Annotated in this window: 18 protein-coding genes; 15 read left to right on the forward strand and 3 right to left on the reverse strand. The window is 42.5% G+C overall.

The window, feature by feature from the left end; all coding sequences use genetic code 11:
* Positions 1–92 precede the first annotated feature (92 nt).
* Positions 93–713: a futalosine hydrolase gene (mqnB, locus tag BMX56_RS19660; protein ID WP_090651393.1), complete on the reverse strand. Its 621-nt coding sequence runs from the start codon at positions 711–713 to the stop codon at positions 93–95.
* A gap of 97 nt (positions 714–810) precedes the next feature.
* Here mqnB and BMX56_RS19665 point away from each other — a divergent pair, with 97 nt between their 5' ends.
* From BMX56_RS19665 to BMX56_RS19680, 4 genes are all read left to right on the forward strand, one after another.
* Complete coding sequence (locus BMX56_RS19665) at positions 811–1,227, forward strand: 6-pyruvoyl trahydropterin synthase family protein (protein WP_090651629.1); 417 nt, start codon at positions 811–813, stop codon at positions 1,225–1,227.
* Between the two features lie 9 nt (positions 1,228–1,236).
* On the forward strand, positions 1,237–1,875 hold the full coding sequence (gene folE, locus BMX56_RS19670) for a GTP cyclohydrolase I FolE (RefSeq protein ID WP_090651394.1): 639 nt from the start codon (positions 1,237–1,239) through the stop codon (positions 1,873–1,875).
* 87 nt (positions 1,876–1,962) lie between these two features.
* Entirely contained in the window at positions 1,963–2,847 is an 885-nt protein-coding gene (gene fabD, locus BMX56_RS19675; RefSeq protein ID WP_090651395.1) for an ACP S-malonyltransferase, read from the forward strand.
* Between the two features lie 63 nt (positions 2,848–2,910).
* On the forward strand, positions 2,911–6,642 hold the full coding sequence (locus tag BMX56_RS19680) for an ATP-binding protein (RefSeq protein WP_090651396.1): 3,732 nt from the start codon (positions 2,911–2,913) through the stop codon (positions 6,640–6,642).
* A gap of 126 nt (positions 6,643–6,768) precedes the next feature.
* Here BMX56_RS19680 and BMX56_RS19685 read toward each other — a convergent pair whose 3' ends face one another.
* Complete coding sequence (locus BMX56_RS19685) at positions 6,769–7,299, reverse strand: YfiT family bacillithiol transferase (RefSeq protein WP_090651397.1); 531 nt, start codon at positions 7,297–7,299, stop codon at positions 6,769–6,771.
* Between the two features lie 88 nt (positions 7,300–7,387).
* On the opposite strand from BMX56_RS19685, the gene BMX56_RS19690 reads away from it, so the two are divergent.
* Positions 7,388–8,725: an FAD-dependent oxidoreductase gene (locus BMX56_RS19690; protein WP_090651398.1), complete on the forward strand. Its 1,338-nt coding sequence runs from the start codon at positions 7,388–7,390 to the stop codon at positions 8,723–8,725.
* On the opposite strand, the gene BMX56_RS19695 is transcribed toward BMX56_RS19690, so the two are convergent.
* The gene (locus BMX56_RS19695) at positions 8,722–9,243 is read right to left on the reverse strand and encodes a GNAT family N-acetyltransferase (RefSeq protein WP_090651399.1); all 522 of its coding nucleotides are present in this window, start codon (positions 9,241–9,243) and stop codon (positions 8,722–8,724) included. The two genes, BMX56_RS19690 and BMX56_RS19695, sit on opposite strands and share 4 nt — an antisense overlap.
* Before the next feature lie 87 nt (positions 9,244–9,330).
* Here BMX56_RS19695 and BMX56_RS19700 point away from each other — a divergent pair, with 87 nt between their 5' ends.
* The 10 genes from BMX56_RS19700 (at position 9,331) to BMX56_RS19750 (ending at position 24,600) form a co-directional block, all read left to right on the forward strand.
* Positions 9,331–11,694 (forward strand): prolyl oligopeptidase family serine peptidase, encoded by a 2,364-nt coding sequence (locus BMX56_RS19700; protein ID WP_090651400.1) that lies wholly within the window; start codon positions 9,331–9,333, stop codon positions 11,692–11,694.
* Positions 11,694–12,398, forward strand: coding sequence for a hypothetical protein (locus BMX56_RS19705; protein WP_143065483.1), 705 nt, complete (start codon positions 11,694–11,696; stop codon positions 12,396–12,398). The genes BMX56_RS19700 and BMX56_RS19705 overlap by 1 nt, the downstream gene beginning before the upstream one ends.
* Positions 12,399–12,524: 126 nt before the next feature.
* Positions 12,525–12,989: a ribosome assembly cofactor RimP gene (rimP, locus tag BMX56_RS19710; RefSeq protein WP_090651402.1), complete on the forward strand. Its 465-nt coding sequence runs from the start codon at positions 12,525–12,527 to the stop codon at positions 12,987–12,989.
* Between the two features lie 3 nt (positions 12,990–12,992).
* Complete coding sequence (nusA, locus tag BMX56_RS19715) at positions 12,993–14,228, forward strand: transcription termination factor NusA (RefSeq protein WP_090651403.1); 1,236 nt, start codon at positions 12,993–12,995, stop codon at positions 14,226–14,228.
* Positions 14,229–14,287: 59 nt separating this feature from the next.
* Positions 14,288–17,353 carry a translation initiation factor IF-2 gene (gene infB, locus BMX56_RS19720; RefSeq protein WP_090651404.1) on the forward strand — a complete coding sequence of 1,022 codons (3,066 nt, stop codon included), beginning with the start codon at positions 14,288–14,290 and terminating at the stop codon, positions 17,351–17,353.
* 906 nt (positions 17,354–18,259) lie between these two features.
* A complete protein-coding gene (locus BMX56_RS19730) occupies positions 18,260–19,000 on the forward strand; it encodes a hypothetical protein (RefSeq protein WP_090651406.1) in 741 nt (246 codons plus the stop codon).
* Positions 19,001–19,092: 92 nt separating this feature from the next.
* On the forward strand, positions 19,093–21,870 hold the full coding sequence (locus tag BMX56_RS19735; RefSeq protein ID WP_090651407.1) for a TonB-dependent receptor: 2,778 nt from the start codon (positions 19,093–19,095) through the stop codon (positions 21,868–21,870).
* A gap of 41 nt (positions 21,871–21,911) precedes the next feature.
* Positions 21,912–22,238: a hypothetical protein gene (locus BMX56_RS19740; RefSeq protein WP_143065484.1), complete on the forward strand. Its 327-nt coding sequence runs from the start codon at positions 21,912–21,914 to the stop codon at positions 22,236–22,238.
* Positions 22,238–23,410 carry a DUF4249 domain-containing protein gene (locus BMX56_RS19745; protein ID WP_090651409.1) on the forward strand — a complete coding sequence of 391 codons (1,173 nt, stop codon included), beginning with the start codon at positions 22,238–22,240 and terminating at the stop codon, positions 23,408–23,410. Before BMX56_RS19740 ends, BMX56_RS19745 begins: the two co-directional genes overlap by 1 nt.
* Before the next feature lie 17 nt (positions 23,411–23,427).
* Entirely contained in the window at positions 23,428–24,600 is a 1,173-nt protein-coding gene (locus BMX56_RS19750) for a DUF4249 domain-containing protein (RefSeq protein WP_177183869.1), read from the forward strand.
* Positions 24,601–24,651: the final 51 nt, after the last annotated feature.

A 24,651-nucleotide genomic window follows, 5' to 3' on the forward strand; every position in this document is an offset into this window, starting at 1 on the left:
GTATAACGTATAAAGTCAAACGTAAAACCCCTGTTTGCGTTTTTGAAGCCCTACGTATAACCTACCACGTCAAACGTAAAACCTCGACGCAATTAAAGCTTAATGATCGCGTCAATCAGATCAATGGCAAAGGTATTCAGATTTTTTATAGCCAGCCCTATCTGCCAGCCATCCCTGTTGCGTTTTTCAACATAATTTGACACAGCCCTGATTTGGATACAACGCGCATTAACCTGCTGGCAGGCATAAAAGAACGCCGCGCCTTCCATACTCTCTAATTGGGGGGTTAACCGCTCCTGCACTTTTTTAATAGATGCATCATTTCCATGAACGGTATTTACCGTAATGGCCCGGCCTTTTTTCAAATAAAAATTGCTTTCAATTTCATCTAATGTGGTTGTTGGTTTATAGGTTACCTCGCCAAAGCCCAAAACGTTCATCGGTATAAACCGCTCGTCGTCTTCCGCACCGGTTTCGGCAAAAGTATCTTCGGTTACTTCAACTAAAAAACCGGGTTCAATGTTCCTGTCGAAGCTGCCTGCAATGCCCAAGTTTATTACCAGGTCATATTTAGCATGGGTAAATTGGCGTCCCAGGGCAAAGGCAGTGGGTACCATGCCTGCGCCGGTTATCAATACATCTATTTTGTTACCGAAGTATTTGACTAAGGGTTCAACTTCGGGCGCTGTTGCGGCAACAATTAATATAAGCATATTGCTTTTTGTACGTTTAATTTACAGATTTTTGACCACGAATATAAAACAACTGGCCTGTTTTTGTTTTGTATATTTGCACCCACTTATTATTATGATGATACATATAACGCGCAAAGAACATTTTAATGCCGCTCACCGGATGTACCGTGAGGAATGGAGCGCTGAAAAAAACAATGAGGTATTTGGCAAATGCGCCAACCCCAACTGGCATGGTCATAATTACAATTTATTTGTAACGGTTAAGGGCGAAATTACCCACGCCACCGGCTATCTGATGGATTTGAAAGAGCTTAAGGTTATTATTAACGAGCATGTTATAGAAAAGCTTGATCATAAAAACATCAATTTGGATGTTGAATTCATGGCGGGTAAAATGGCGTCGACGGAATTGCTTTGCATCGAGATTTTTAATCAGCTTAAGGCGCCTATTGAGGCTTATGAGGGAGTGTTTTTACACTCGGTAAAACTATATGAAACTGAAAATAATTCCGCGGAGTATTTTGGCGGATAACTGGATAAAATGATTGATAAAAACCACATCCCCGACCGCGATGATGATATTGACGGTTACACCAAAATAGACCGGTACAATCCGCAACTAATTGAAAACCTATCGGGCCATTATCTTGACGTTTTAAAGCAGATTGGAGAAAACCCCCAAAGGGAAGGCCTGTTAAAAACACCGGAACGCATAGCCAAGGCGATGTTGTTTTTAACTCATGGCTATGATCTGGATGCTAAAAGCATCCTGAATTCGGCTATGTTTAAAGAGGAATACAGCCAGATGGTAATTGTAAAAGACATAGAAGTGTACTCTATGTGTGAGCACCATATGCTACCCTTTTTTGGAAAGGCTCATATTGCCTATATTCCTAATGGCTATGTGGTTGGGCTAAGCAAAATACCGCGCGTAGTTGATGCCTTTGCCCGCAGGCTGCAGGTGCAGGAGCGCTTAACCAACGAGATTCGCGATTGTATACAGGAAACGCTTAACCCGGTTGGAGTAGGTATTGTTATTGAGTGCCGCCACCTGTGCATGAGTATGCGTGGTGTGCAAAAACAAAACTCGGTTACCACCACATCGGCCTTTACCGGTGAGTTTTTGAAAGAAAAAACCCGCACAGAGTTTTTAAATTTAATAAGTTCGAAATTAGGTTAAACCCCCGGCCCCATAAGGGGTGCAGGAAGGGTTGATAGGCAATAATTATAAACATAAAATTCCCCCTTTAGGGGGTTAGGGGGCTAAATGAAAGCATATATTTTTCCAGGGCAGGGCGCCCAATTCCCGGGTATGGGTAAAGATCTCTACGAACAGTCTGAAAAAGCACATGAGTTATTTGAAAAAGCAAATGAAATATTGGGTTTCCGGATTACTGATGTGATGTTTGATGGCACAGCCGAAGATTTGGTGCAAACCAACGTTACCCAGCCTGCTATATTTTTACATTCGGTAGTTTTAGCTACCGTTTTGGGCGATGAATTTAAGCCGGATATGGTTGCAGGCCATTCCCTTGGCGAATTTTCGGCCCTTGTTGCTGCAGGTGCCTTATCATTTGAAGATGGTTTGCGATTGGTTGCCGCGCGTGCCAACGCCATGCAAAAAGCCTGTGAAATACAGCCATCAACTATGGCTGCTATTTTAGGGCTGGATGACTTTACCGTTGAGGATGTATGCCGCCAGGTAAGCAACGTGGTAGTAACCGCAAATTATAATTGCCCGGGCCAGTTGGTAATATCGGGTAGCATTGCTGGTATTGAAGAGGCTTGCGAGAAATTACTTGCAGCTGGCGCAAAAAGGGCATTAATACTTAAAGTTGGAGGCGCTTTCCATTCGCCGTTAATGGAATCGGCAAGGGTTGAGCTGGAAGCGGCAATTGTAGCTACCGAAATTAAGGCGCCGGTTTGTCCTGTTTATCAAAATATTGATGCTAAGCCATATACAGATCCGGCACTCATCAAACAAAATTTAATTTCCCAGCTTACCGGTGCAGTAAGGTGGACGCAAACCGTTAAACACATGCTGGAAGATGGGGCCACCTCATTTACCGAAGTTGGCCCTGGCAACGTATTGCAAGGGCTGGTAAAAAAGGTTGATAGGGCAATACCCACCCAAAGCGTTGTTTTAGCTTAATAATAATTAAAAAGGCACTATTATAGTGCCTTTTGTTTTTAACGTGTAATATCTGATAGTAATTTGACAACCTCCGGAAAAATACGCTTGTTGCTTACCCTGATAGGTATCGGATTGTTGTTTACGGCCATTTTTATCCAAAAAACATATACGCCGGTAAATAACCTTGACCAAACTGCGCGGGAACTTGAGGATAATTTGCACAAAAAAGAGGCTTATATTGATAAACAGCTAAGTGATAAGGCACAGTTTAACAAATTTAAAATCCTCACAGATAATGATCAGGAAGCAATTAACGGAATAGAAACCTTTACCGCAAAAAAGAATACCTGGTTTATAACGACCTATAAAAACCATCTGAGTTTTTGGAGTGGTATTAAAGTTTTGCCGGATAGCCTTTGGAATATAAAGGAAGGCAATTCGTTTATTAAGCAACCAAACGGGTATTATGAAGCGATAAGGAAAACCGATGGTGATTTTTCTGTAATATTTTTCATCCCGGTGAAAAACAATTACACCTTTACCAACCAGTATCTTCAAAACACTTTTGCTAAAGACCTAATTACCAGCGACAACATTGAACTTGCCGATTTGGGCGATAAGGACGCCTATGATGTACATAGCATTAGTAACGATTATCTTTTTTCGGTAAAGCAAAAAGCCAACAGTGTTAATTATGCGTTTATATACTACGAGGCCGCTTTTTGGATTTTAACCATCCTAACGCTTTGTATATTAATCCATAATATTTGTTGCCATGTGGCGGCAAAGGGTTACGCCTGGTTGTCGGTGATATTCCTGGCATTTTTTATAATGCTGTTCCGTTTTGTTAATTTATATTACCACCTGCCCGATTTTAGCGGCATGCTAAAGCTTTTTGACCCCCAAATTTTCAATTCGGGCATTTTGTACCCGTCTTTTGGCGATTTATGTATTAACCTGCTTTGCTTTTTTTGGTTTGTTGTATTTATATACCTGCAGCGCCGCAGATTGTTTACGGCGGTATATACAAACGCTGTCGGCTATTTTATTGTAGTTGGTTGCATTCTTTTGCTTATCGCGATATCCACATCGTTGTTAAGATTGTTTTCAGACCTTGTTATCAACTCGGGCATTAACTTTAATGTAAATAATGTGCTGGGCTTGTCATCGTTTAGTGTGCTGGGCGTTTTAATGTTATGCTTTAGTTTCCTTATTTTTTATCTTGTTGATGACGTTGTTCTTTTTATATGCCTTAGGCTGGGTGTGCCGCGGGTGCACCAGTTATTACTACTAATAGCAGGTGTTGCTATCAGCACGGCTGTTTTTGCCCGGTATTATGGCTTTAGCCTGTTTTACCTGTTGTGGATGATGCTGGTATTGATAAGGGCGTTTGGTTTTATATACCACAGAAGCAAACTTACCACAACCTCCTTTTTGGGCGTACTTTTAATATGCTCATTAATATCGGCCATTAAGTTAAACCATTTTGAAAGTATTAAAGAAGAGGTTGTGCGCAAAAAACTGGTACACCGGTTAGAAGACCCGGTTGATCATGATGCCGAAAATACTTTTATAAAAACAGAGAAACGGATTCTTATTGATACAGCCATTGTGCGCTATTTTAAGGAAAATGTACATAATACCGAGTACCTGCTAACCCGTTTTCAGAAATTATATTTTGACGGGTACTTATCAAAGTATGTAGTTAAAATACACGAATATGATGCTAACGACCAGCCCCTTGTTGAAGATGATGTTCCGATAACCAGCTTCAAAGATCAGGTTGTATATAACTCCTATAAGGTTGTGCCAACATCTTATTTTTACCGGGGAACGGCATCGTTTGGGCTTCAGAGCTACTTTGCGATACTCCCCATAAAAAGCAGGAACAAACAATTGGGCACCCTGGCTATTGAGTTTACCTCAAAACCCCTTCAATCGTTAGGTGCCTTCCCCGATTTATTGATAGATGGGTCGCTGCAATCCGAAGATGAATTTAAAGACTATTCGTACGCGTATTATTACGATAATCGCCTGCAAAGCCAGCGGGGCACTTATGTTTATACGCTTAATAATCCCGATTTTAAAGGGGTATTAAAAAAATATATTATAAAAACCACCAGGACAAACAACCCCGAATGGTACAACACCTTTACAAAATACGAACACCTTATTTATAAGCCCAACAAACGTAACATAGTTGTAGCAAGTAAGGAAACAAACCCGCTTTATAATGGGGTAACGTCCATCACCTTCTTTTTTATGGCTTTGCTGGTATTCAGCGCAATTATTATTATTGTCAGGGGTGCATGGGTACGCGTAAGAATTTTAAGCATCAAGGATGACAAAATCCGCTGGAATTTCCGGATCAATTTTGATAAGGTACTTTATAAAACGCGCATACAGTTTGTAATGATTTTTGCGGTTGTTGTTACGCTGATAGCGGTTGGTTTTATCACTTTTGTATCAATAGGGAGCCAGTATCAAAGCCAGCAGGATAAACAAATCCGTAATAAAATAACCCGTATCGCCGAGGCTTTTCAAACGGGAGCGTTAAACAAGTACATATACAATGTAAACGAAAAAAGCCAGGTTGATTTTGACATAATGGCCAAAACCTATTCAACCGACCTGGTTTTGTTTGATACAAACGGAGTACCGCTGGTAACAACCCAGCCCAAAATGTACGAAGCCGGCCTGGTAGCAAAAAAAATGAACTCCCGGGCTTTTATCTATTTAAGCCGCCTGCAAAAAACAGAATTTGTAAATGATGAGCGGATAGGCGAATTGAGTTATAAAGCCGCTTATGCGCCCATTACAAGCTCTGGAAGGATAATAGCCTATATCCAATTGCCTTATTTTTCGAACGAAGCAGATTATAAAGAACGCATAACAGCGCTGCTGAACGTGATGATAAACGTTTATACGCTGGTGTTTATAGCTATTGGTTTATTTGCTATTATTATTGCAAGGCAAATTACCACGCCGTTAAGCTTCATACAGGAAACGTTGAGCAAAACCATATATGGCAAAAAAAACGAACCGATAAAATGGCAGCGAAATGATGAAATTGGGGCATTGGTTAAAGAGTACAATAAAATGATATCGGCCCTTGAAAATAGTGCGAACAGGCTGGCACAGTCTGAGCGTGAAAGCGCCTGGCGCGAAATGGCTAAACAGGTAGCTCACGAAATTAAAAATCCGTTAACCCCGCTAAAATTAGGTTTGCAACTGCTTGATAAATCGTGGCGCGACAAGGACCCTAAATTCGATCAAAAATTCGAGCGCTTCAGCAAATCGTTTGTCGAACAAATAGAAAGTTTATCCTCAATCGCGTCTGAGTTTTCGGCTTTTGCCAAAATGCCCGATACCCGTATCGAACAATTAAATGTTTTTGAAATGCTTAACCAGGCGGTTACCATATTTAAGCAAATGGACAATATGCATATCATGTATCAGCCGCCGGAGCCCCCCTTTATGATTAATGCCGATAAGGATCAGTTGCTGCGTTGTTTTAATAATTTATTAAAAAATGCCATAGAGGCCACCCCGCCGGATAGAAAAGGGTTGATAGATATCAATTACCTAATTACCAGCAAAAATGTACTGCTTACCATAAAAGATAATGGCAACGGGATTCCCGAAAATATGCGCGAAAAGATATTCGAACCCAATTTTACCACCAAAAGCTCCGGAACGGGCCTTGGGCTTGCCTTTGTGAAAAATTCAATTGAGAATGCCAACGGCAAAATATGGTTTGAAACAACCATTGGTATCGGCACTACTTTTTACCTAAGCTTTCCATCTGTTTAGGGTGAAAGGGTAAAAGTAAAAGGTTTTTTTGCGGCGAACGTGGAAGCCAAGGCCTTTTGATAGGAAACAGAAGCCCTCGTCAGTTAACTACTAAAACCCTTTTACTTTTACCCTTTCGCCTTTGACCTACTTAATAAATTTCTTCACTGTCTCGGTAATATGGGCTAAATGGTGTTTGCTGTGCCATGAGTATAATGCCAACCCTTTTTTAAGCGAAACAGTATCGCCGGATGCCGGATGCACAAAAGAACGTTCCCACTCGTTTTCGGTAAAACTTTCAAATAAGGCAACCATGTGGATGTGTATGCCTTCTAACATTTTTAATGATGATTCTACCGGCAGGCGATAATCGGGGAGTAAAGCCCAGTCGGCTTCTTCGTATGGTTTTATAACCGGGTTGTTTTCGGTAAGCGCCAGCTTAAACCGGGTGATTGAATTCATGTGGCTGTCGGCCAGGTGATGGATCACTTGCCTCAATGTCCAGCCGCCGGTACGGTACGGGGTATCCAGTTCCTGGTAGTTTAAACCGGCTATTGCGTTACGCAATTTACCGGGCAGCGTGCGCAGGTCGTCTATCCATTCGCGAATGTTTTCGTCGGTATAGGATGCCGGTGGTGCAAACTTCCCTATCGGGAACCTCATTTGTTGGTCTGTCATATGTCTATAAAAAAATTAAATTAGGTATAATTTTATAGTACAGCAAGCTTTAGCCTAAATTAGCGTTCTGTACGTGTTATTTAAACCGATGATAAAAAAACTGTTTTTAGTACTGCTGCTGTTAAAATGCTCCTTTACATATGCCCAAACCATTAAAACCGATATCCTTGTAATTGGCGGTGGTCCTGCCGGCGCCTCGGCGGCCATACAGGGAGCCCGCAGCAAAATTAAAACAGTACTTGTTGAAGCTGGCCCGCAATTATGCCCATCAATGCAGGCTCAAACAATGATAACTATCGGTAACGGGCGTAACCTGCAATCAGGTATTTGGGGCGAATTTCGAAAATGGGTAATGATTTTTTATAAAAACACTCCGGGCCGCGATACCGCGTATAATGCCCCTCTTCGTTTAGAGCCATTCACCGGGGCGGCCATCATAAAAAAAATGACCGATACCGTCAAAAATCTCACTATAAAGTTAAACACCACTGTTGGCACGGTAAAAAAAGACGGGGATGGTTGGGTGGTAACCGTTAGCCAGGATTCAAAATCGCAACAAATAAAAACAAGGGTGATTATTGACGCCACCCGCGATGCTGCAATAGCCGAAAAACTGCATGTCAATTTTAAGCCAGCGGATTTAATGGCCAATAACTACCAGTCTACCGCCTATCGTACCAGCATCGCGACAGGCGATGGTTATAAGGGCCGTAGTGATGATAAAAAGAACACATCAAACAGTTACCCGCAACCGCCGGTATATTGTATTCCATTAGGCGCTGTTGTAGCGCCGGGCGCAGAGAACCTGTTGATAACGAGTTCGTTTTTCCCCGAGGATGACATTCAATATCTGCCCAACCAGCTTATGCTGGGCCAGGGTGCCGGAGCAGCAGCAGCATTTTGTGCGTTTTTTAAAACTACTACCCACAAATTAAACGCACGCACTGTACAGGGCGAACTACTTGATTTTAAAAGCTACCTGCTTCCATTTGCCGATGTGAACCAAAACGATCATTATTTTAGGGCAGTGCAGCAGGTTGGGGCAACCGGTTTATTAAAGGGAGTGCAAAAATTGGATAGTAATAAAACTGATGTACTGTTTATGCCCGATTCGACTGTTAATACGGCCGAGATTGAACCGGTATTAAATGATATTTATACCCGTACATTTTTATGGTTCAACAGGGAAAAGCCCGCGCTAAAATTTACAGTAGAAAACACGCTGTCGCTTATAAGCGAGATAACGCTAACTGATCCTAAAACCCTGCACATCTCCATGGCCAAGGCCTGGAAAAACCAATATAAATTCCAAACGGATTTTGATGTTAACCGGCCAATAACCCGCCGGGAGTTTGCTATACTGGTTAACCAGTTTTTAAACCCGTTTGCCCGAACGGTGGATTTATCGGGCAGATTTGTTAATTAAACGGAAGGCTTAAGTATAGCGTATAAATGCTCATCTAAAATAAGACCATTTTTAATAATGGCATTTTTACAGATAGCTTCTTTTACGAAACCCGCTTTTTCCAATACCCGCATCGATTTTGGATTGTTGCCCAATACGCCCGCCTGCAGCCTTACAATATCAAGTTTGGCAAAGCCGTAATCAACAACCTGTTTCACAGCTTTGTGCATTATGCCTTTTCCCCAATATTCCTGGCCCAGCCAATATCCAATTAATGCGGATTTTCGATAAATATCGACCCTTAAATCAATGCCAATTACGCCTGCAACTTCGTGGTTAATAACTATCGCAAACTTAGTTTGCACTTTGTCGGCCATTGCAAGCCCTATAAAATCAACGGCATCCGCAATTTTATATGGCGATGGAAAGCGATCAAGAAGGGCATCAAAAACCCTTGTGTTATCGGCATGTTTTTGTAACGATTTAGCATCGGCCAACCGCAACTCCCGTAAAATAAAACCGTCGCCTTTAATTTCCATTTGTAACAATAAACGCCTAAAATTAGCAAAGCAAAGCCAAACTGTTAAATTGCATCGCGTATTAGTTACGCAAAATAAGACTGACTCATGAAAAAAATATTTACGCTGTTGTTGCTTGCCAATACTGCCGGTGCTTTTGCCCAAAAGCTGGATACCCTTACCATTGAAAAAATTATGCGCGATCCAAAATGGATAGGCGTATCCCCATCAAACATTCACTGGAGCGATGACAGTAAGAAAATTCTTTTTACCTGGAATGCAGATAAAACCGGGCCGGATGAATTGTTTGCCGCTACGCCTGCCGGTGCGGCACCACAAAAAGTAAGCATTGCCAATAAGCGCGGTTTACCGGCAGAAAATGGTAATTGGAATAAAAAGCGCACTCAAAAAGTTTTTGAAAAAAACGGAGATTTGTTTTTAGAAGATCTCAAAACGGGCAAAATAACGCAGCTTACTCATACCGAGGAAGGAGAAAGTTCGCCGGTTTTTAACGGCGATGAAAACCACATCATATTTTCTCAAGGCAGTAACCTGTTCTCCATGAAACTTAACGGAAATGGGTTGGAGCAGCTAACTAATTTTGTTAAATCAAAAAGTAAAAAGAGCAACGACGAACTTAACGAAGAAGAAAAATGGCTTAAAAGGCAGCAGCTGGAATTGTTTGATATTGTTAAAGTTGAGAAGAAAGAGAAAAAACAAGACTCAACTGAAAGTGCAGAGTTGGCGCCGAAGCGATTGAGGGAACTGGTTTTTGGAACAAAACGAGTTGGGCGGGTTAAAATAAGCCCCGATGAACGCTTTGTTACTTACCGGCTTACAAAGCCGGCCGATGACGTTAAAAACAGCATCGTGCCTAATTATGTAACCGAATCGGGGTTCACGGAGGATATTCCCAATCGTTCAAAAGTAGGCCGTCCATCATCAACGTCCGAAACTTTTATTTATGACCGTCAGCGCGATTCTGTTTATCGCATCAGCACGGCCGATATCCCAGGAATTAAAGACCAGCCCGATTATTTAAAAGATTATCCTAAAGAACAGGAAGCTTATAAAAAGGCAAATGCCGACAGGCTGGTAACCATAGAAGGCGTGTTATGGAGCGAGAACAGCGCCCATGCAGTTGTTGTAATATCGGCCCAGGATAATAAAGACCGCTGGATTATGCGATTGGACGCCGCTACCGGCAAGCTTAGCCTGCTTGACCGCCAGCGCGATGAAGCCTGGATTGGTGGTCCCGGAATTGAAAACTCGGCGACAGGGAATGTTGGGTTTATCGACAATGATCATTTTTGTTTTCAGAGCGAGGCCAGCGGTTACTCCCACATCTACGTAATTGATGTTAATAGCGGCGTAAAAAAGCAAATTACCAGTGGCAAATGGGAAGTGCAAACCTTGCAGTTATCCAACGATAAAAAAAGGTTTTACTTCACCGCTAATATCGATCATCCCGGGTTGACGGATTTTTATAGTCTGCCGGTTGATGGCGGGACGCCAACAAAAATAACCGGCATGAAGGGCGGCAACGACGTAACACTATCGCCCGACGAAAAGTGGCTGGCTATCCGCTACTCCTACTCTAACAAACCATGGGAACTATATGTGCAGGCCAATAAGCCCGGTGCCAGGGCGGTGCAGGTTACCAAATCCATAAGCAAAGAATACGAATCATACCAATGGCGTGCCCCGGAAATTATCACCTTTAAGAACCGTTATGGCAGCGATGTTTACGCCCGCCTTTACCTCCCCAAAAAGGCCGACCCCGCCAAACCGGCGGTGGTTTTTGTGCATGGCGCAGGATACCTGCAAAATGTAACTTATTCCTGGAGCTATTACTTCCGCGAGTTTATGTTTAACAATATGCTGGCCGACAATGGTTATACTGTGATTGATATTGATTATACGGCAAGCGCGGGTTACGGCCGCGACTGGCGCACAGGTATTTACCGGCATATGGGGGGCAAAGACCTATCCGACCAGGTTGATGGCGTAAAGTACCTGGTTGATAAATATGGCGTAAACCCCAAACACGTTGGCTTATACGGCGGATCATACGGCGGGTTTATTACGCTGATGGGCATGTTTACCGAGCCCGATGTTTTCGCGGCGGGCGGTGCTATCCGCTCGGTTACAGATTGGGCGCATTATAATCATGAGTATACCTCCAATATTTTAAACGAACCTTTTACAGATGAAGCAGCTTACCGCAAAAGTTCACCCATTTACTTTGCCAATGGCTTAAAAGGCAATTTATTGATGTTGCACGGGATGATAGATCAGAACGTGAATTACCAGGATATAATCAGGCTGACCCAGAGATTAATTGAGTTGCACAAAGAAAATTGGGAGCTGGCATCGTACCCCGTAGAAGACCACGCCTTTGAACAGCCCAGCAGCTGGACGGATGAGTATAAACGGATTTATAAATTATTTGAACAAACGTTGAAGAAATAATGGGACGGCACAAAAGCATCCGTTTTGAACGCGGGCGAAGACTCACCCGGCGAGGCTACGCCCGCCACCCTCTCTTCACCTACGGTGGAAAGAGGGACTTGAACGGTGAATATCACAATGTTAAAAAAAAACAATTAATAAATTTTCAAGCCCCTCTTTCCGGCGAAGCCGAAGAGAGGGTGGCGGGCGTAGCCTCGCCGGGTGAGTCTTCGTCACCATGCGATGTGCGTCAATCGCTCTTCAGTATTTTGTCGAATTTTACTAACTCGAATCACTTGTTTTTTTATCAGGCACTTTTGCTTATTACCCTCTTTTACGCTGGCTGCTCCTCCGATAAACCCAAAGTCAACAACGTTAAAATTAACCTTACCCCCGATAAGCATTCCCTCAAAATAACAGGCCTCGACCCATTAATAGTCCAGGATATCAACCGCGACTCATCCGGTGGCAACTGGCAAAGCCTGGTGCCTGTATTTAAAATGCCGATAGATACCGAGCTAAAAAACTATCAGCCCATACAGCCGGGCAAGTATGTGGTTACAGATAGCGTGGTGGTTTTTACGCCCGACACCCCTTTTATCGCGCAGCAAACTTATTTTGTACGCTACTATAAATTTGATGCCAATAGCAAGGCCTCTGATTTTATATTAGGAAAAAACAAACTGGGCAGCTTGCACTATACAGATTTGATTTTTAAGCAATAACCCTATTTGATAGTTGAAAAATTAATAAATTTGATTATATTTGCAGTCAATTAATAAAAGAGGGGGCAAATAGCCCCCTCTTTTATTTTATCAATTAAAAATTATCAATCAAAAAACGGGCGGGTAATGAACATTGAAAAAAGAGTAAGGGAACTGGTAGGAGAAAAAATAGCCGATAAGCCGAATTTGTTTTTGGTGGATGTTAAAATGCACTCAAACGGAAAACTTATAGTGTTGCTTGATGGCGATGACGGTGTAGGTATTGACGATTGTGTGGCGGTAAGCAGGCATGTGGGCTTCCATTTAGAGGAAGAAAACGTAATTGAAACAGCCTACAACCTGGAAGTATCGTCGCCGGGGATTGATTTTCCGCTTTCATCGGCAAGGCAATATGCCAAGAATGTTGGGCGCACATTGGGTATCAAAATGGCCGATGGCGTAAAACGAGAGGGTGTTTTATCGGCATTAACCGAAGACGCTATTATAATTGAAGAAAAAATAAAAGAAAAAGGGAAAAAGGCCGAAACTGTTGAAAGCGTTATCCCATTAGATAAAATAACAGAAACAAAAGTTTTAATATCATTCAAGTAGAAAATGAGCAATATTAATTTAATTGATTCTTTTCAGGAATTTAAAGATTTCAAGAACATTGACCGCCCAACCATGATGAGCGTTTTGGAAGACGTTTTCAGAAGCATGATCAGGAAAAAATACGGCACAGATGAAAATTGCGACGTAATTGTTAATACCGATAACGGTGACTTAGAGATTTGGCGCACCCGTAAGGTTATGGAAGATGGGTTTAGCGAAGACGATGACCTGGAAGTTGAACTGGCCGAGGCCAAATTGTTTGATCCGGACCTGGAAGTTGGCGACGAGCAAATTGAGCAAATTACCCTGGAAAGCTTTGGCCGCCGTGCTATTTTAGCGGCACGCCAAACACTGGTTTCAAAAATTCTGGAATTGGAGAAAGACGAGATCTTTAAAAAATACAAAGATCGTGTGGGCGAAATTGTTACAGGCGAAGTTTACCAGGTTTGGAAAAAAGAAACTTTGGTATTGGATGATGAAGGTAACGAATTGTTGCTTCCAAAAACAGAGCAGATCCCGGCCGACTACTTTAAAAAAGGCGATAGTGTAAAAGCGGTTGTTCATAAGGTAGATATGCTGAACAGCAACCCTAAGATCATCATTTCGCGTACAGCGCCCGAGTTTTTACAGCGTTTGTTTGAGCTTGAAGTACCCGAGATCTTCGACGGATTGATCACCATTAAAAAAATTGTACGCGAACCGGGCGAAAGGGCCAAGGTTGCCGTAGAATCATATGATGATCGTATTGATCCGGTTGGTGCCTGCGTAGGTATGAAAGGTTCACGTATACATGGTATCGTTCGTGAATTAAAAAATGAAAATATTGATGTGATTAACTTCACCAATAATATTCAGCTTTATATTCAACGCGCGTTGTCGCCGGCCAAAATCACATCTATTAAATTAGATGATGAGAAAAAAACAGCAGCTGTGTACTTAAAGCCCGACCAGGTTTCTTTAGCTATCGGCCGTGGTGGTCATAATATTAAACTGGCTGGTAAATTAACCGGCTATGAAATAGATGTTTACCGCGAGGCTGATGAACATGATGAGGATGTGGATATCGAAGAATTCTCAGATGAAATTGATAGCTGGATTATTGATGAATTTAAGCGTATTGGCTTAGATACAGCAAAATCGGTATTGGCTTTAACTGTTGGCGAGTTGGTAAAACGTACCGATCTGGAAGAAGAAACGGTAAAAGAAGTGCTATCAATATTGAATGCTGAGTTTGAATAAGCATAATAACCAAAATTAAAATCGTATTTTTGCGATAATTAGCAGAGAAAATATAATAAATGTCAGAAGACAAATCAATAAAATTAATTAAGGCGGTAAAAGAGCTCAACATTGGTATGGGTACCATTGTCGATTTTTTGGCGACTAAAGGCTATAAGGTTGATAAGCACCCCATGGCCCAGCTAAATGGCGACATGTACAATGCGTTGTTGAAGGAATTTGCCTTTGATAAAAGTATTAAAGAGGAAGCCAAGCAGATCAGTATCGGTAAGATAAGGAAAGAGGAAACTGCACCGCTGCCTGAAAGACCGGTTGAAAACCGCCGTTCGCGCGATTTTGAGAACGAAGAAATACTGATCAAAAATGCCGGCCAATATACTGCGCCGCAGGCCGAAAAACCGAAACCGGTTGAGCCTGCTGCTCCTGTTGCCCCGGTGAAAACCGAGGAGCGCAGCGATGTATTGCCCGGAGTTAAGGTAATTGGAAAAATTGACCTTAATAATCTGAATGCGAAGCCGCAGCCTGTTGCCGACAAGCCGGTTGTAGCAGAAGCGCCTAAACCAGAACCAGTTGTGGAAGCGCCTAAACCGGTTGTTGCTGAAGTGCCGAAAGTAGAAGCGCCAAAACCAGAGCCAGTTGTGGAAGCACCAAAGCCGGTTGTTGCAGAAACCCCTAAGGCAGAAGCACCCAAACCACCGGTTGTTGAAATGCCAAAGGCAGAAGAGTCTAAAGTAGAGGCTCCAAAACCGCCTGCAGTGCAAGCCCCTGTTGTTGAAACCCCGGCCGAAGCACCTGCAGATGGTGATGATGACGTAATACGGGCCAAGGCCGAACGCCTTACAGGGCCTAATATTATTGGTAAAATACAATTGCCGGTTAATGCGCCAAAGCGTAATCCTATAGCATCTTCATCAAATTCAAACAGCGCCGATCATAAGCGCAAAAGGAAACGTAAAGATAGTCAGGGCAATCCGCAGCAAGGTGGCGGTGGCAACCATCCGCAAAACCAACAAGGCGGTGGAGGCAATCATCCTCCGCATACCCCATCGGGTGGCGGTACTATTAACCCCAACCGTCCGGATTTCAGGAATCGGGGTAATGGTGCGCCAGGAAACGGAGGCCCTCAGCAAGGAGGTGGTGGTGGAAACCGCCCCGATTTCAGAGGCAACCGTAATAATGCGCCGCAAAATACCGGTCCTAAGGAAGAACCTTCAGAAAAAGATATACAAGACCAGATTAAAGCAACACTCGCTCGCTTAAGCGGTGCAGGTAAATCAGGTAAGTTTGCACAGCGGGCCAAATTCCGCCGTCAAAAACGTGATGACGTTGCCGCCAGCGCCGATGAATTGGCAATGGAGCAGGAACTGCAATCGAAAGTATTAAAGGTTACCGAGTTTGTAACTGCCAATGAGCTTGCATTAATGATGGATGTATCTGTAACACAGATTATATCTACCTGTATGAGCCTTGGCATGTTCGTATCTATCAACCAAAGGCTTGATGCAGAAACATTAACCATTGTGGCCGATGAATTTGGCTACCAGGTTGAATTTGTGAAGCCACAGGATGAAGAGGCCAACCTTGACCAACCCGATGATCCGGCAGATTTGGTTCCCCGTGCTCCTATCGTAACCATCATGGGTCACGTGGATCATGGTAAAACATCATTGTTGGATTTTATCCGCAAAACAAACGTAATAGGCGGCGAAGCCGGCGGTATTACCCAGCACATTGGCGCCTATGAGGTTACTTTGCCGGATAATAAAGGAAAAATAACATTTCTGGATACACCGGGTCACGAGGCGTTTACCGCCATGCGTGCAAGGGGTGCACAGGTAACAGATATCGTAATTATTGTAATTGCTGCTGATGATAGCGTGATGCCGCAAACCCGTGAGGCCATAAACCACGCGCAGGCTGCAGGTGCACCAATCATCTTTGCTTTCAACAAAATTGACAGGCCCGGAGCCAACTCGGATAAAATCCGCGAGCAATTATCGGCCATGAATATTTTGGTTGAAGAGTGGGGTGGTAAATACCAAACACAAGAGATATCGGCCAAAACAGGCTTAAATATCGAATTGCTGTTAGAGAAAGTATTGCTTGAAGCCGAATTGCTTGAATTAAAAGCAAACCCTAATAAACGTGCCGTAGGTACTGTTATTGAGGCGGCGTTGGATAAAGGCCGTGGTATTGTAACCACTATATTGGTACAGGCCGGCCGTTTAAAAGTAGGTGACCCTATTTTGGCCGGTTGCTACAGCGGTCGTGTTAAGGCATTAACCAATGAGCGTGGTCAAAGGGTTGAATCTGCCGGCCCATCAACACCGGTACAGGTATTGGGTATGCAGGGCGCGCCAACAGCGGGCGATAAATTCAACGTATTGGAAAGTGAAGTTGAAGCACGTGAAATTGCCAACAAGCGTTTACAATTACAACGCGAACAAGGTTTACGTACGCAGAAACATATTACACTTGATGAAATTGGCCGCCGTTTGGCAGTTGGTAACTTTAAAGAGCTTAACATTATTGTTAAGGGCGACGTGGATGGATCTATCGAGGCGTTATCAGATTCGTTGCTGAAACTATCTACCGAGCAGATACAGGTTAACATAATATCAAAAGCGGTGGGTCAGATCTCTGAATCTGACGTATTGCTGGCTTCTGCGTCAGATGCTATTATCATTGGTTTCCAGGTTCGTCCTTCGGGAAGCGCCCGTAAACTGGCCGAGGCTGAGCAGATTGATATCAGGCTATACTCTATCATCTACGATGCCATTAACGAAATTAAGGCGGCGATGGAAGGCATGCTTGCACCAACCTTTGAAGAGAAGATTGTTGCGAATGTGGAGATCCGAGAAACCTTCAAGATCAGCAAGGTGGGTACCATTGCAGGTTGTATGGTGCTGGATGGTAAAATTAACCGTAACAGCAAAATCCGTATCGTTCGTGATGGCGTGGTTATCTACACCGGCGAGCTTGCCTCACTGAAACGCTTTAAAGACGATGTGAAAGAAGTATTGACTGGTTACGAGTGCGGTTTGAACATCCAAAACTTCAACAATATTGAAGTAGGCGACATTGTTGAAGCTTACGAAAACGTAGAGGTTAAACGGAAGCTGTAATAACATTAGTCTCCTAAAAAATACAAGGGCCAATCTTCAACAGATCGGCCCTTTTTTTATTTGTTCGCCTGGTGTGGGTTCAAACAAAGGATAAAATCCGAATGATCTTTGATAGTGGGAGGCGTTAACCCAGGGCGATGGTATCGGGGGGGAGCACCCGAAGCAGGAAGACCCCGTGCGGCTAACCTTAGGCTGGCGAACAAGGGAGCAGATGAGACGTCAGTGCCTGAAGAGTACTTTCGGCAGGACGCATGCCCCAATACCCCCCCCCTTTTTAACAAATGCCCCCCTATTGTTTAACAAACGTTCCATATTATTATTTGTACCCATAAATATTGGTGTATACTTTTAGCCAACCAAAAAAACTTAATCTTACTAAAAGCCTTTATGCAAAGAAAACTAAGCAGCTTTGCGGTATGCGCCGGATTTTTATTCATGTGTATGTTGTTTGTTTACCCCAAAAACAACCGCGTGCCAAGTCAGCACAAGCCCGATCCAAATACCGCGATTAACGAAGGTTTGGTAAAGCATTATTATAACAGTTCTTTGATAAAGAAACCTGCAACAAGTGTTAGAACTTATCAATTGACAATTTGCGCAGATCCTAATGCTATACCTGGAGAAAAAAAATGTAAGTCGCGGAGGTTTGCATGGAGCTTAAAGTTACAAAACAATAAAGTAACCTATATTGAAATACCTGTCGGGTACAACCGGCGGCGTCATCTATCGCGGGGCATATATAAATATTTAACAACCCTTGTTTCAATCAGTTTCATACTTCCGTAATATTATTATTTCAATGCAATTGTAACATAATCAATACATTATTAATGTAACAGGCCTTTTGGAGTGAGCGGTTTGATTGTTAATTAAAAGTAATGTACATTTCATCTTTATAAAACCTAAATGACAAACAAACTGGCCCTATGCTTTTTTATCGCCTTCACTTATTTAAGCAGCCACGCCTTCGGGCAAACGGCAACGGATGACAGTACCATGCAAAAAATTGCCATTGGCCACGTAGTTGACGGCTACAATACTTCTATAGGTCAAATGTCCCGCCTGTATAATGGCCCCGAATATGAATTTTATGATCCTTTAATAAAAGGCAATGCTTGTTTTTTAGATATAAACGCGTTCAAAACAGGTTCGGTTAATTATGATGGTATATATTACGCAAATGTGCCAATGATGTACGACATCAACAAAGACCTGGTGGTAACTTTGTTGTATAATGGCTTTTCTAAATACTCATTAATAAACTCCAGGATTCAGAGTTTTGATTTGCTTAACCATCACTTCGTATACGTTGCGGCCGATTCAACAAATGTGGCATCATCAATAAGCAGCGGTTTGTATGAACAGGTATATGTCGGCAACCTGCAGGTGTTGGTTAAATGGACAAAAAGCATTCAAAGCATATCAACGCAAACCACACTCGAAACCTTTTTTACAGAAGCTAAAAAGCATTACTATTTAAAAAAGGGTAGCAATTATTATAGTATTGGAGGGCAAGGTACTTTCCTGAATGTATTGAAGGATAAGAAGAAAGAACTGCAGCAATATATAAAGGCAAATAAAATTAAATTTAATGATAACCCGGAAAAAGCAATGTATTTGATTGCAGCCAGGTATGATCAGTTATAAAAATAAGTAAGCTTTATAAAATATTGTATCAACCCCAAAATAGCTGTTAAATCTTCACCAGATATAGGGCATTGCGAAAAATAAATATGCTAATGAAAAAAATTTACTTTCTAAGTTTTTGGTTTTTGATCCTGATGAAGGTTGGTAATGCCCAGCAAACTGCGGTTAAAACAATAAGTGTAAACTTTCAGCAGGCTACTATCGGGCAACTTGTTGCCGATGTTGAAGCCCAAACAGGGTATCACTTTTACTATGAGCCCTCACTATTTGATAGTTTAAAGGTAACAATTAAGTTAGATAATAAACCGGTTGAAGCAGTGCTGGATGCCGCATTCAAAAATACTGCTTTTCGTTACGCTATAACAGCTGATCGCCAGGTGTTTTTAACCAAAGGACGCGAAATACAACCATCGCTTGCCGCCGGCTTTTTTGGAGGTAAACCCGGCACCCAGGCGGTAAAAAACAATGTGACCACAACCGTAGCGGAATTTACCGATCAGAAAGAAAAGGTTGTTCCAGAAGCGACAACCGAAAACAAATTATATGAAATAGGTAACAAAACAAATACCATTGGTCCCGGTAATGCAACACTATCTGGTTATGTTCGTGATAGTAAATCTGGCGAGGCGGTAATTGGGGGAAGCATTTTTGTTACTAATACCAAAACAGGGGTTGCAACAGATCAGTTTGGTTATTTTACCATCAGCCTGCCCAAAGGCCGCCAAATTTTAAGTATCCGTGGACTTGGGATGCGCGATACGCGCAGGCAAATTGTGCTTTATTCTGACGGAAAGCTAATCATCGAAATGAAAGAGCAAATTACCAGCCTGAAGGAAGTAAAAATATCGGCCGAGAAGGTGGCCAATGTGCGTAATGTACAATTGGGCGTAAACAGGCTGGATATCAAGAGCATTAAACAGGTGCCAACGGTATTTGGCGAGGCCGACGTTTTAAGGGTGGTATTAACGCTGCCGGGAGTACAATCGGTTGGCGAAGCTACAACAGGTTTCAATGTGCGTGGCGGATCGGCCGATCAGAACCTTATTTTAATGAACGACGCTACAATTTATAACCCCTCCCATTTTTTTGGGTTTTTCTCGTCATTTAACCCCGACATTGTTAAAGATATTGAACTTTACAAAAGCAGTATTCCGGAAAAGTTTGGCGGGCGCCTGTCATCGGTGCTGGATGTTACCAATCGCGAAGGCAATAAAAAGAAGTTTACCGGTTCGGCAGGCATTGGTTTAATAACCAGCAGGCTTAATGTGGAGGGGCCTATCATTAAAGATAAGACCTCGTTTTCATTTGGCGGCCGCACTACCTACTCTGATTGGCTGTTGAAATTGCTGCCCGATGCTTATAAACACAGCCAGGCATCCTTTTACGATTTAAACCTCGACATTAGCCACCAGATAAACGAGAAAAATAACATTTATGTAACTACTTATCTGAGTAAAGATAAATTTAAACTAAACAGCGATACATCATACGGATACAGCAACCGCAACGCCAACATTAAATGGAAACACAATTTTAACGATAAGCTGTTTAGTGTAATTGGAGCAGGTATAGACAGGTATCAATATGACATTGCCAGCTATGATAACCCGGTTAACGCCTATAAGCTTAATTTCGACATCAACCAAACCAACTTTAAAGCTGATTTTGTTTATTACTTTAACCGTAAAAACACCATTGATTTTGGTTTAACATCTATTTTTTATAAGCTACATCCCGGAAATTTTCAGCCAAATAACCCCAAATCATTGGTGGCGCCTGATGTTATCCCGGCACAGCAGGCTTTGGAGAGCGCCTTGTACCTGGGCGATAAGTATGATTTTACCGAAGACTTTTCGGTAAGCGGAGGCATCAGGTATTCCATTTACAATTTCCTGGGGCCGCAATTGGTTTATAATTATGCACCTAATTTGCCAAAAACAACCTCAAACCTGCTCGATAGTACAAATTATAGCAGCGGGAAGTTCATTAAAACATACTCCGGACCCGAGATTCGGCTTTCTGCACGGTACCAATTGGGCGATAATACTTCTTTAAAAGGAGGCTACAACACGTTAAGGCAATACATTCATTTATTATCAAACACAACTGCCATTGCCCCTACTGATGTGTGGCAACTGAGCGATCCTAATATTAAGCCACAATATGGCGATCAGGTATCGCTTGGCCTTTACCATAACATGAAGGCAAACACCATCGAGACATCTGTTGAAATTTATTACAAAAGGCTAAGGGACTACCTGGATTACCGCAGCGGGGCCAACCTGGTGTTGAACCACCACATTGAAAATGACGTATTGGGTACCGAAGGCAAGGCTTACGGCATTGAATTTTTGCTAAAGAAAACTACAGGCAAGGCCAATGGCTGGATAACCTATACCTACTCGCGCACGTTCTTAAGGCAAACCAATCCTAATGAAGGAGAGTTGATTAATGGCGGCACGTACTATCCGGCCAACTTTGATAAGCCACACGCGTTTAACTTTATCGGCAATTACCGCTTTTCGCACAGGTTTAGTGTCTCGTTAAACGTTACTTATAGCACAGGCAGGCCTATTACATTGCCGGTAGCCAAATATGAGTACGGCGGATCGGAGCGGGTATATTATTCAGACAGGAACCAGTACCGGATACCAGATTACTTCCGTTCGGACTTTTCAATGAACATTGAGGGGAATCACAAAGTGCATCAGCGCACACACAACTCATTCACCATAGGTGTGTATAACTTAACCGGCAGGCAAAATGCCTATTCCACTTATTTTACCGAGCAGGGGGGCATAATAACCGGGTATAAACTATCCATTTTTGCAAGGCCAATTCCGTTTATCAATTATAACATCAGGTTTTAACCAAATATGTATAGGGGGCCAATTATATGGTTTATTTGATAATGCTTACAGCAATTACGCAGGCTTGTCATAACGCCAATGCGCATTTACCAGTTGAAAGTGAGGCCGGCATAGTTTATTTGTTAAATAAGTTTAAAGCAGGGCGCTATATGCCGGGTGGTGGCCTGTGTGAAAAGGTTAGTTACCGCCTCAATAATGACGGCCTGAGCGCGCCCGGGGCTGTTTATCAAAAAAGGAAATTAAACCCGACAGATACCGTTATAAGACCGCATGCCGGGAGCGTTATTGGTTACGACGCTTCTGTCGTTTGCTGCACAGGGTGCCGGGCACATGGGACATTAGTTGCTCCTGATTTTTGGATATTATAATGATGATAAAAAACAAAGACATATGGTGTATTATTGTAATACTGGGCTGTATAGTTGCCGGGTGCAGAAAACCCTATAACCCGCCAGCAATTTCGGCGCCTAATAGTTACCTTGTAGTTGAGGGGGTAATAAACAGCGGCGCCGACTCAACAGTTATTACATTAAGCAAAACGGTGAACCTATCCGAAAAGCCGTCGTCAACGCTGTTATCAAATGCAACGGTAACTGTCGAGGCTGACGGTGGTGCCATCTATCCCTTGCAAGCATCAATGTCAAACCCGGGTAAATATATTGCCGTTGGCTTAAACCTGGATAATACTAAAAAGTACCGCCTGCATATCACCGCATCGGGTAATGAATATGTATCCGATTACGTGGCTGTAAAAGCTACCCCGCCAATTGATAGCATTACATATAAAATAACAGAGAAAGGCTTGCAAATAAACTCGAACACTCATGATGTCACCAATAACACCCGATATTACCGTTGGGCCTATGAAGAAACATGGCGCTTTCACGCCAGGTTCAATTCGGGATTGATAGTAAAAAACGGCGAGATTGTGTTTAGAGGAAACGATGAACAGATTTATTATTGCTATGCGGGAGATAAGTCGAGTAATATTGTCCTGGCATCATCGTCAAAGCTGGTTCAGGATGTTATATCACAGAATCCGGTTACATTAATACAATCCAATTCAGAGAAGCTTGAAATAAGATACAGCATTTTATTAAAACAGTATGCGTTAACCAAAGAAGGGTATGCATTTTGGGAAAACATTAAGAAAAACAGCGAACAATTAGGTAGCATATTTGATCCTCAGCCGTCAGAGATAAAAGGAAATATTCATAATGTAACCAATCCGGCAGAGCCGGTTGTTGGTTATTTAAGCGTAACGAATGTGCAAACCAAACGAATATTTATATCAAACAACGATTTGCCATTAACCTGGCAACCGCAGGTGGATGCTTTCTGTCAAATAGATTCTGTTTTGTTTGCCAACCCGCATAACGGAGCTAATGATGTTCAAAATCAAATTGTAAATGGTGGGTTGATACCAATTTCGACAATAAGCAAGGATGGGTTTCATGTTATTGGATATACAGCATCAACAGTAGAATGTACAGATTGTAGGGTACGAGGGCAGGTAACAGCTCCTCAATTTTGGAAATAATTGACGATAAAATGATTATGAAAAAATATATATGGTTTTTGGCGATACTTTGTGGAATAACCGGAGGGTGTAAAAAGCCGTATAACCCATCGGTTATAAGCAGCCCCAACCATTATCTGGTGGTAGAGGGGGTAATTGATGTTGGCGATAGTATAACAGTTATTAAGCTAAGCCAAACTGTGAACCTTGGCGATGATGTTAAAACATCCGGCCTGGCCGGTTACACGGTAACTATTCAGGATGCAGCCGGAGCGTCCATAGCAGAATTGCAGCCGATACCCGGACAGGACGGAAAATATGCTTCGGCGGCGCCATTAACGCTTGATCAGTCAAAAAAATACAGGCTGCATATTTCGGGCGATGGCAAGGAATATGCTTCAGACTATACAGCAGTAAAAAAAACACCGCCTATTGATAGCATCGGTTTTATACCGAAGGGCAATAATTTGAACGTATATGTTAATACCCATGATGCAACAAACAGTACACGCTATTATCGCTGGGATTACACAGAGGCCTGGAAATTTCATGCCAAATACGTATCAGGGTTCCTTGTAGACCCGGTAACCAAAGAAGTAAGGAGCAGAAAAGAGAATGAAGCCGCATACTATTGCTATACGGGCGATATATCAAGTAATACAGTAATAGCATCATCAGCCAAGCTAACATCAGATGTTATATTCCAGGCACCGGTAACAACGATACCTTCTACCGCCGAGAAAATTTCAGTGCGGTACTCTATTTTGGTAAACCAGTATGCCTTAACAAAAGAGGCCTATGCGTTTTGGGAAAACATTAAGAAAAACACCGAGCAGTTAGGGAGTATATTTGACGCGCAGCCCTCACAGTTGCAGGGTAATATCCATTGTATATCTAACCCTGCTGAACCTGTTATAGGATTTGTAATTATCACAAACGTACAACGGAAACGCATTTTTATTGACAACCGCCAGTTGCCGACAGCGTGGTATCCTGTTTATCCATATAACTGTGAGGCAGATACGGCGCGTATATATAATCCGAAAAATATGCAGCACGAAGTACAGCAATTTATAATTGATGGAAATGGCATTCCAATTTCGGCCATTATAGAAATGAATGTATTAATTGGTTACACGTATTCAACTATCGAATGTACGGATTGCCGGATAAGAGGTAAATCATTACCTCCGCCATTTTGGAAGCCATAACGCACAAACAAAACACTAAAACAACAGCCAGGTAAGGCAGCTCACATAATT

This window comes from Mucilaginibacter sp. OK283, assembly GCF_900110415.1.
Taxonomy (GTDB): domain Bacteria; phylum Bacteroidota; class Bacteroidia; order Sphingobacteriales; family Sphingobacteriaceae; genus Mucilaginibacter.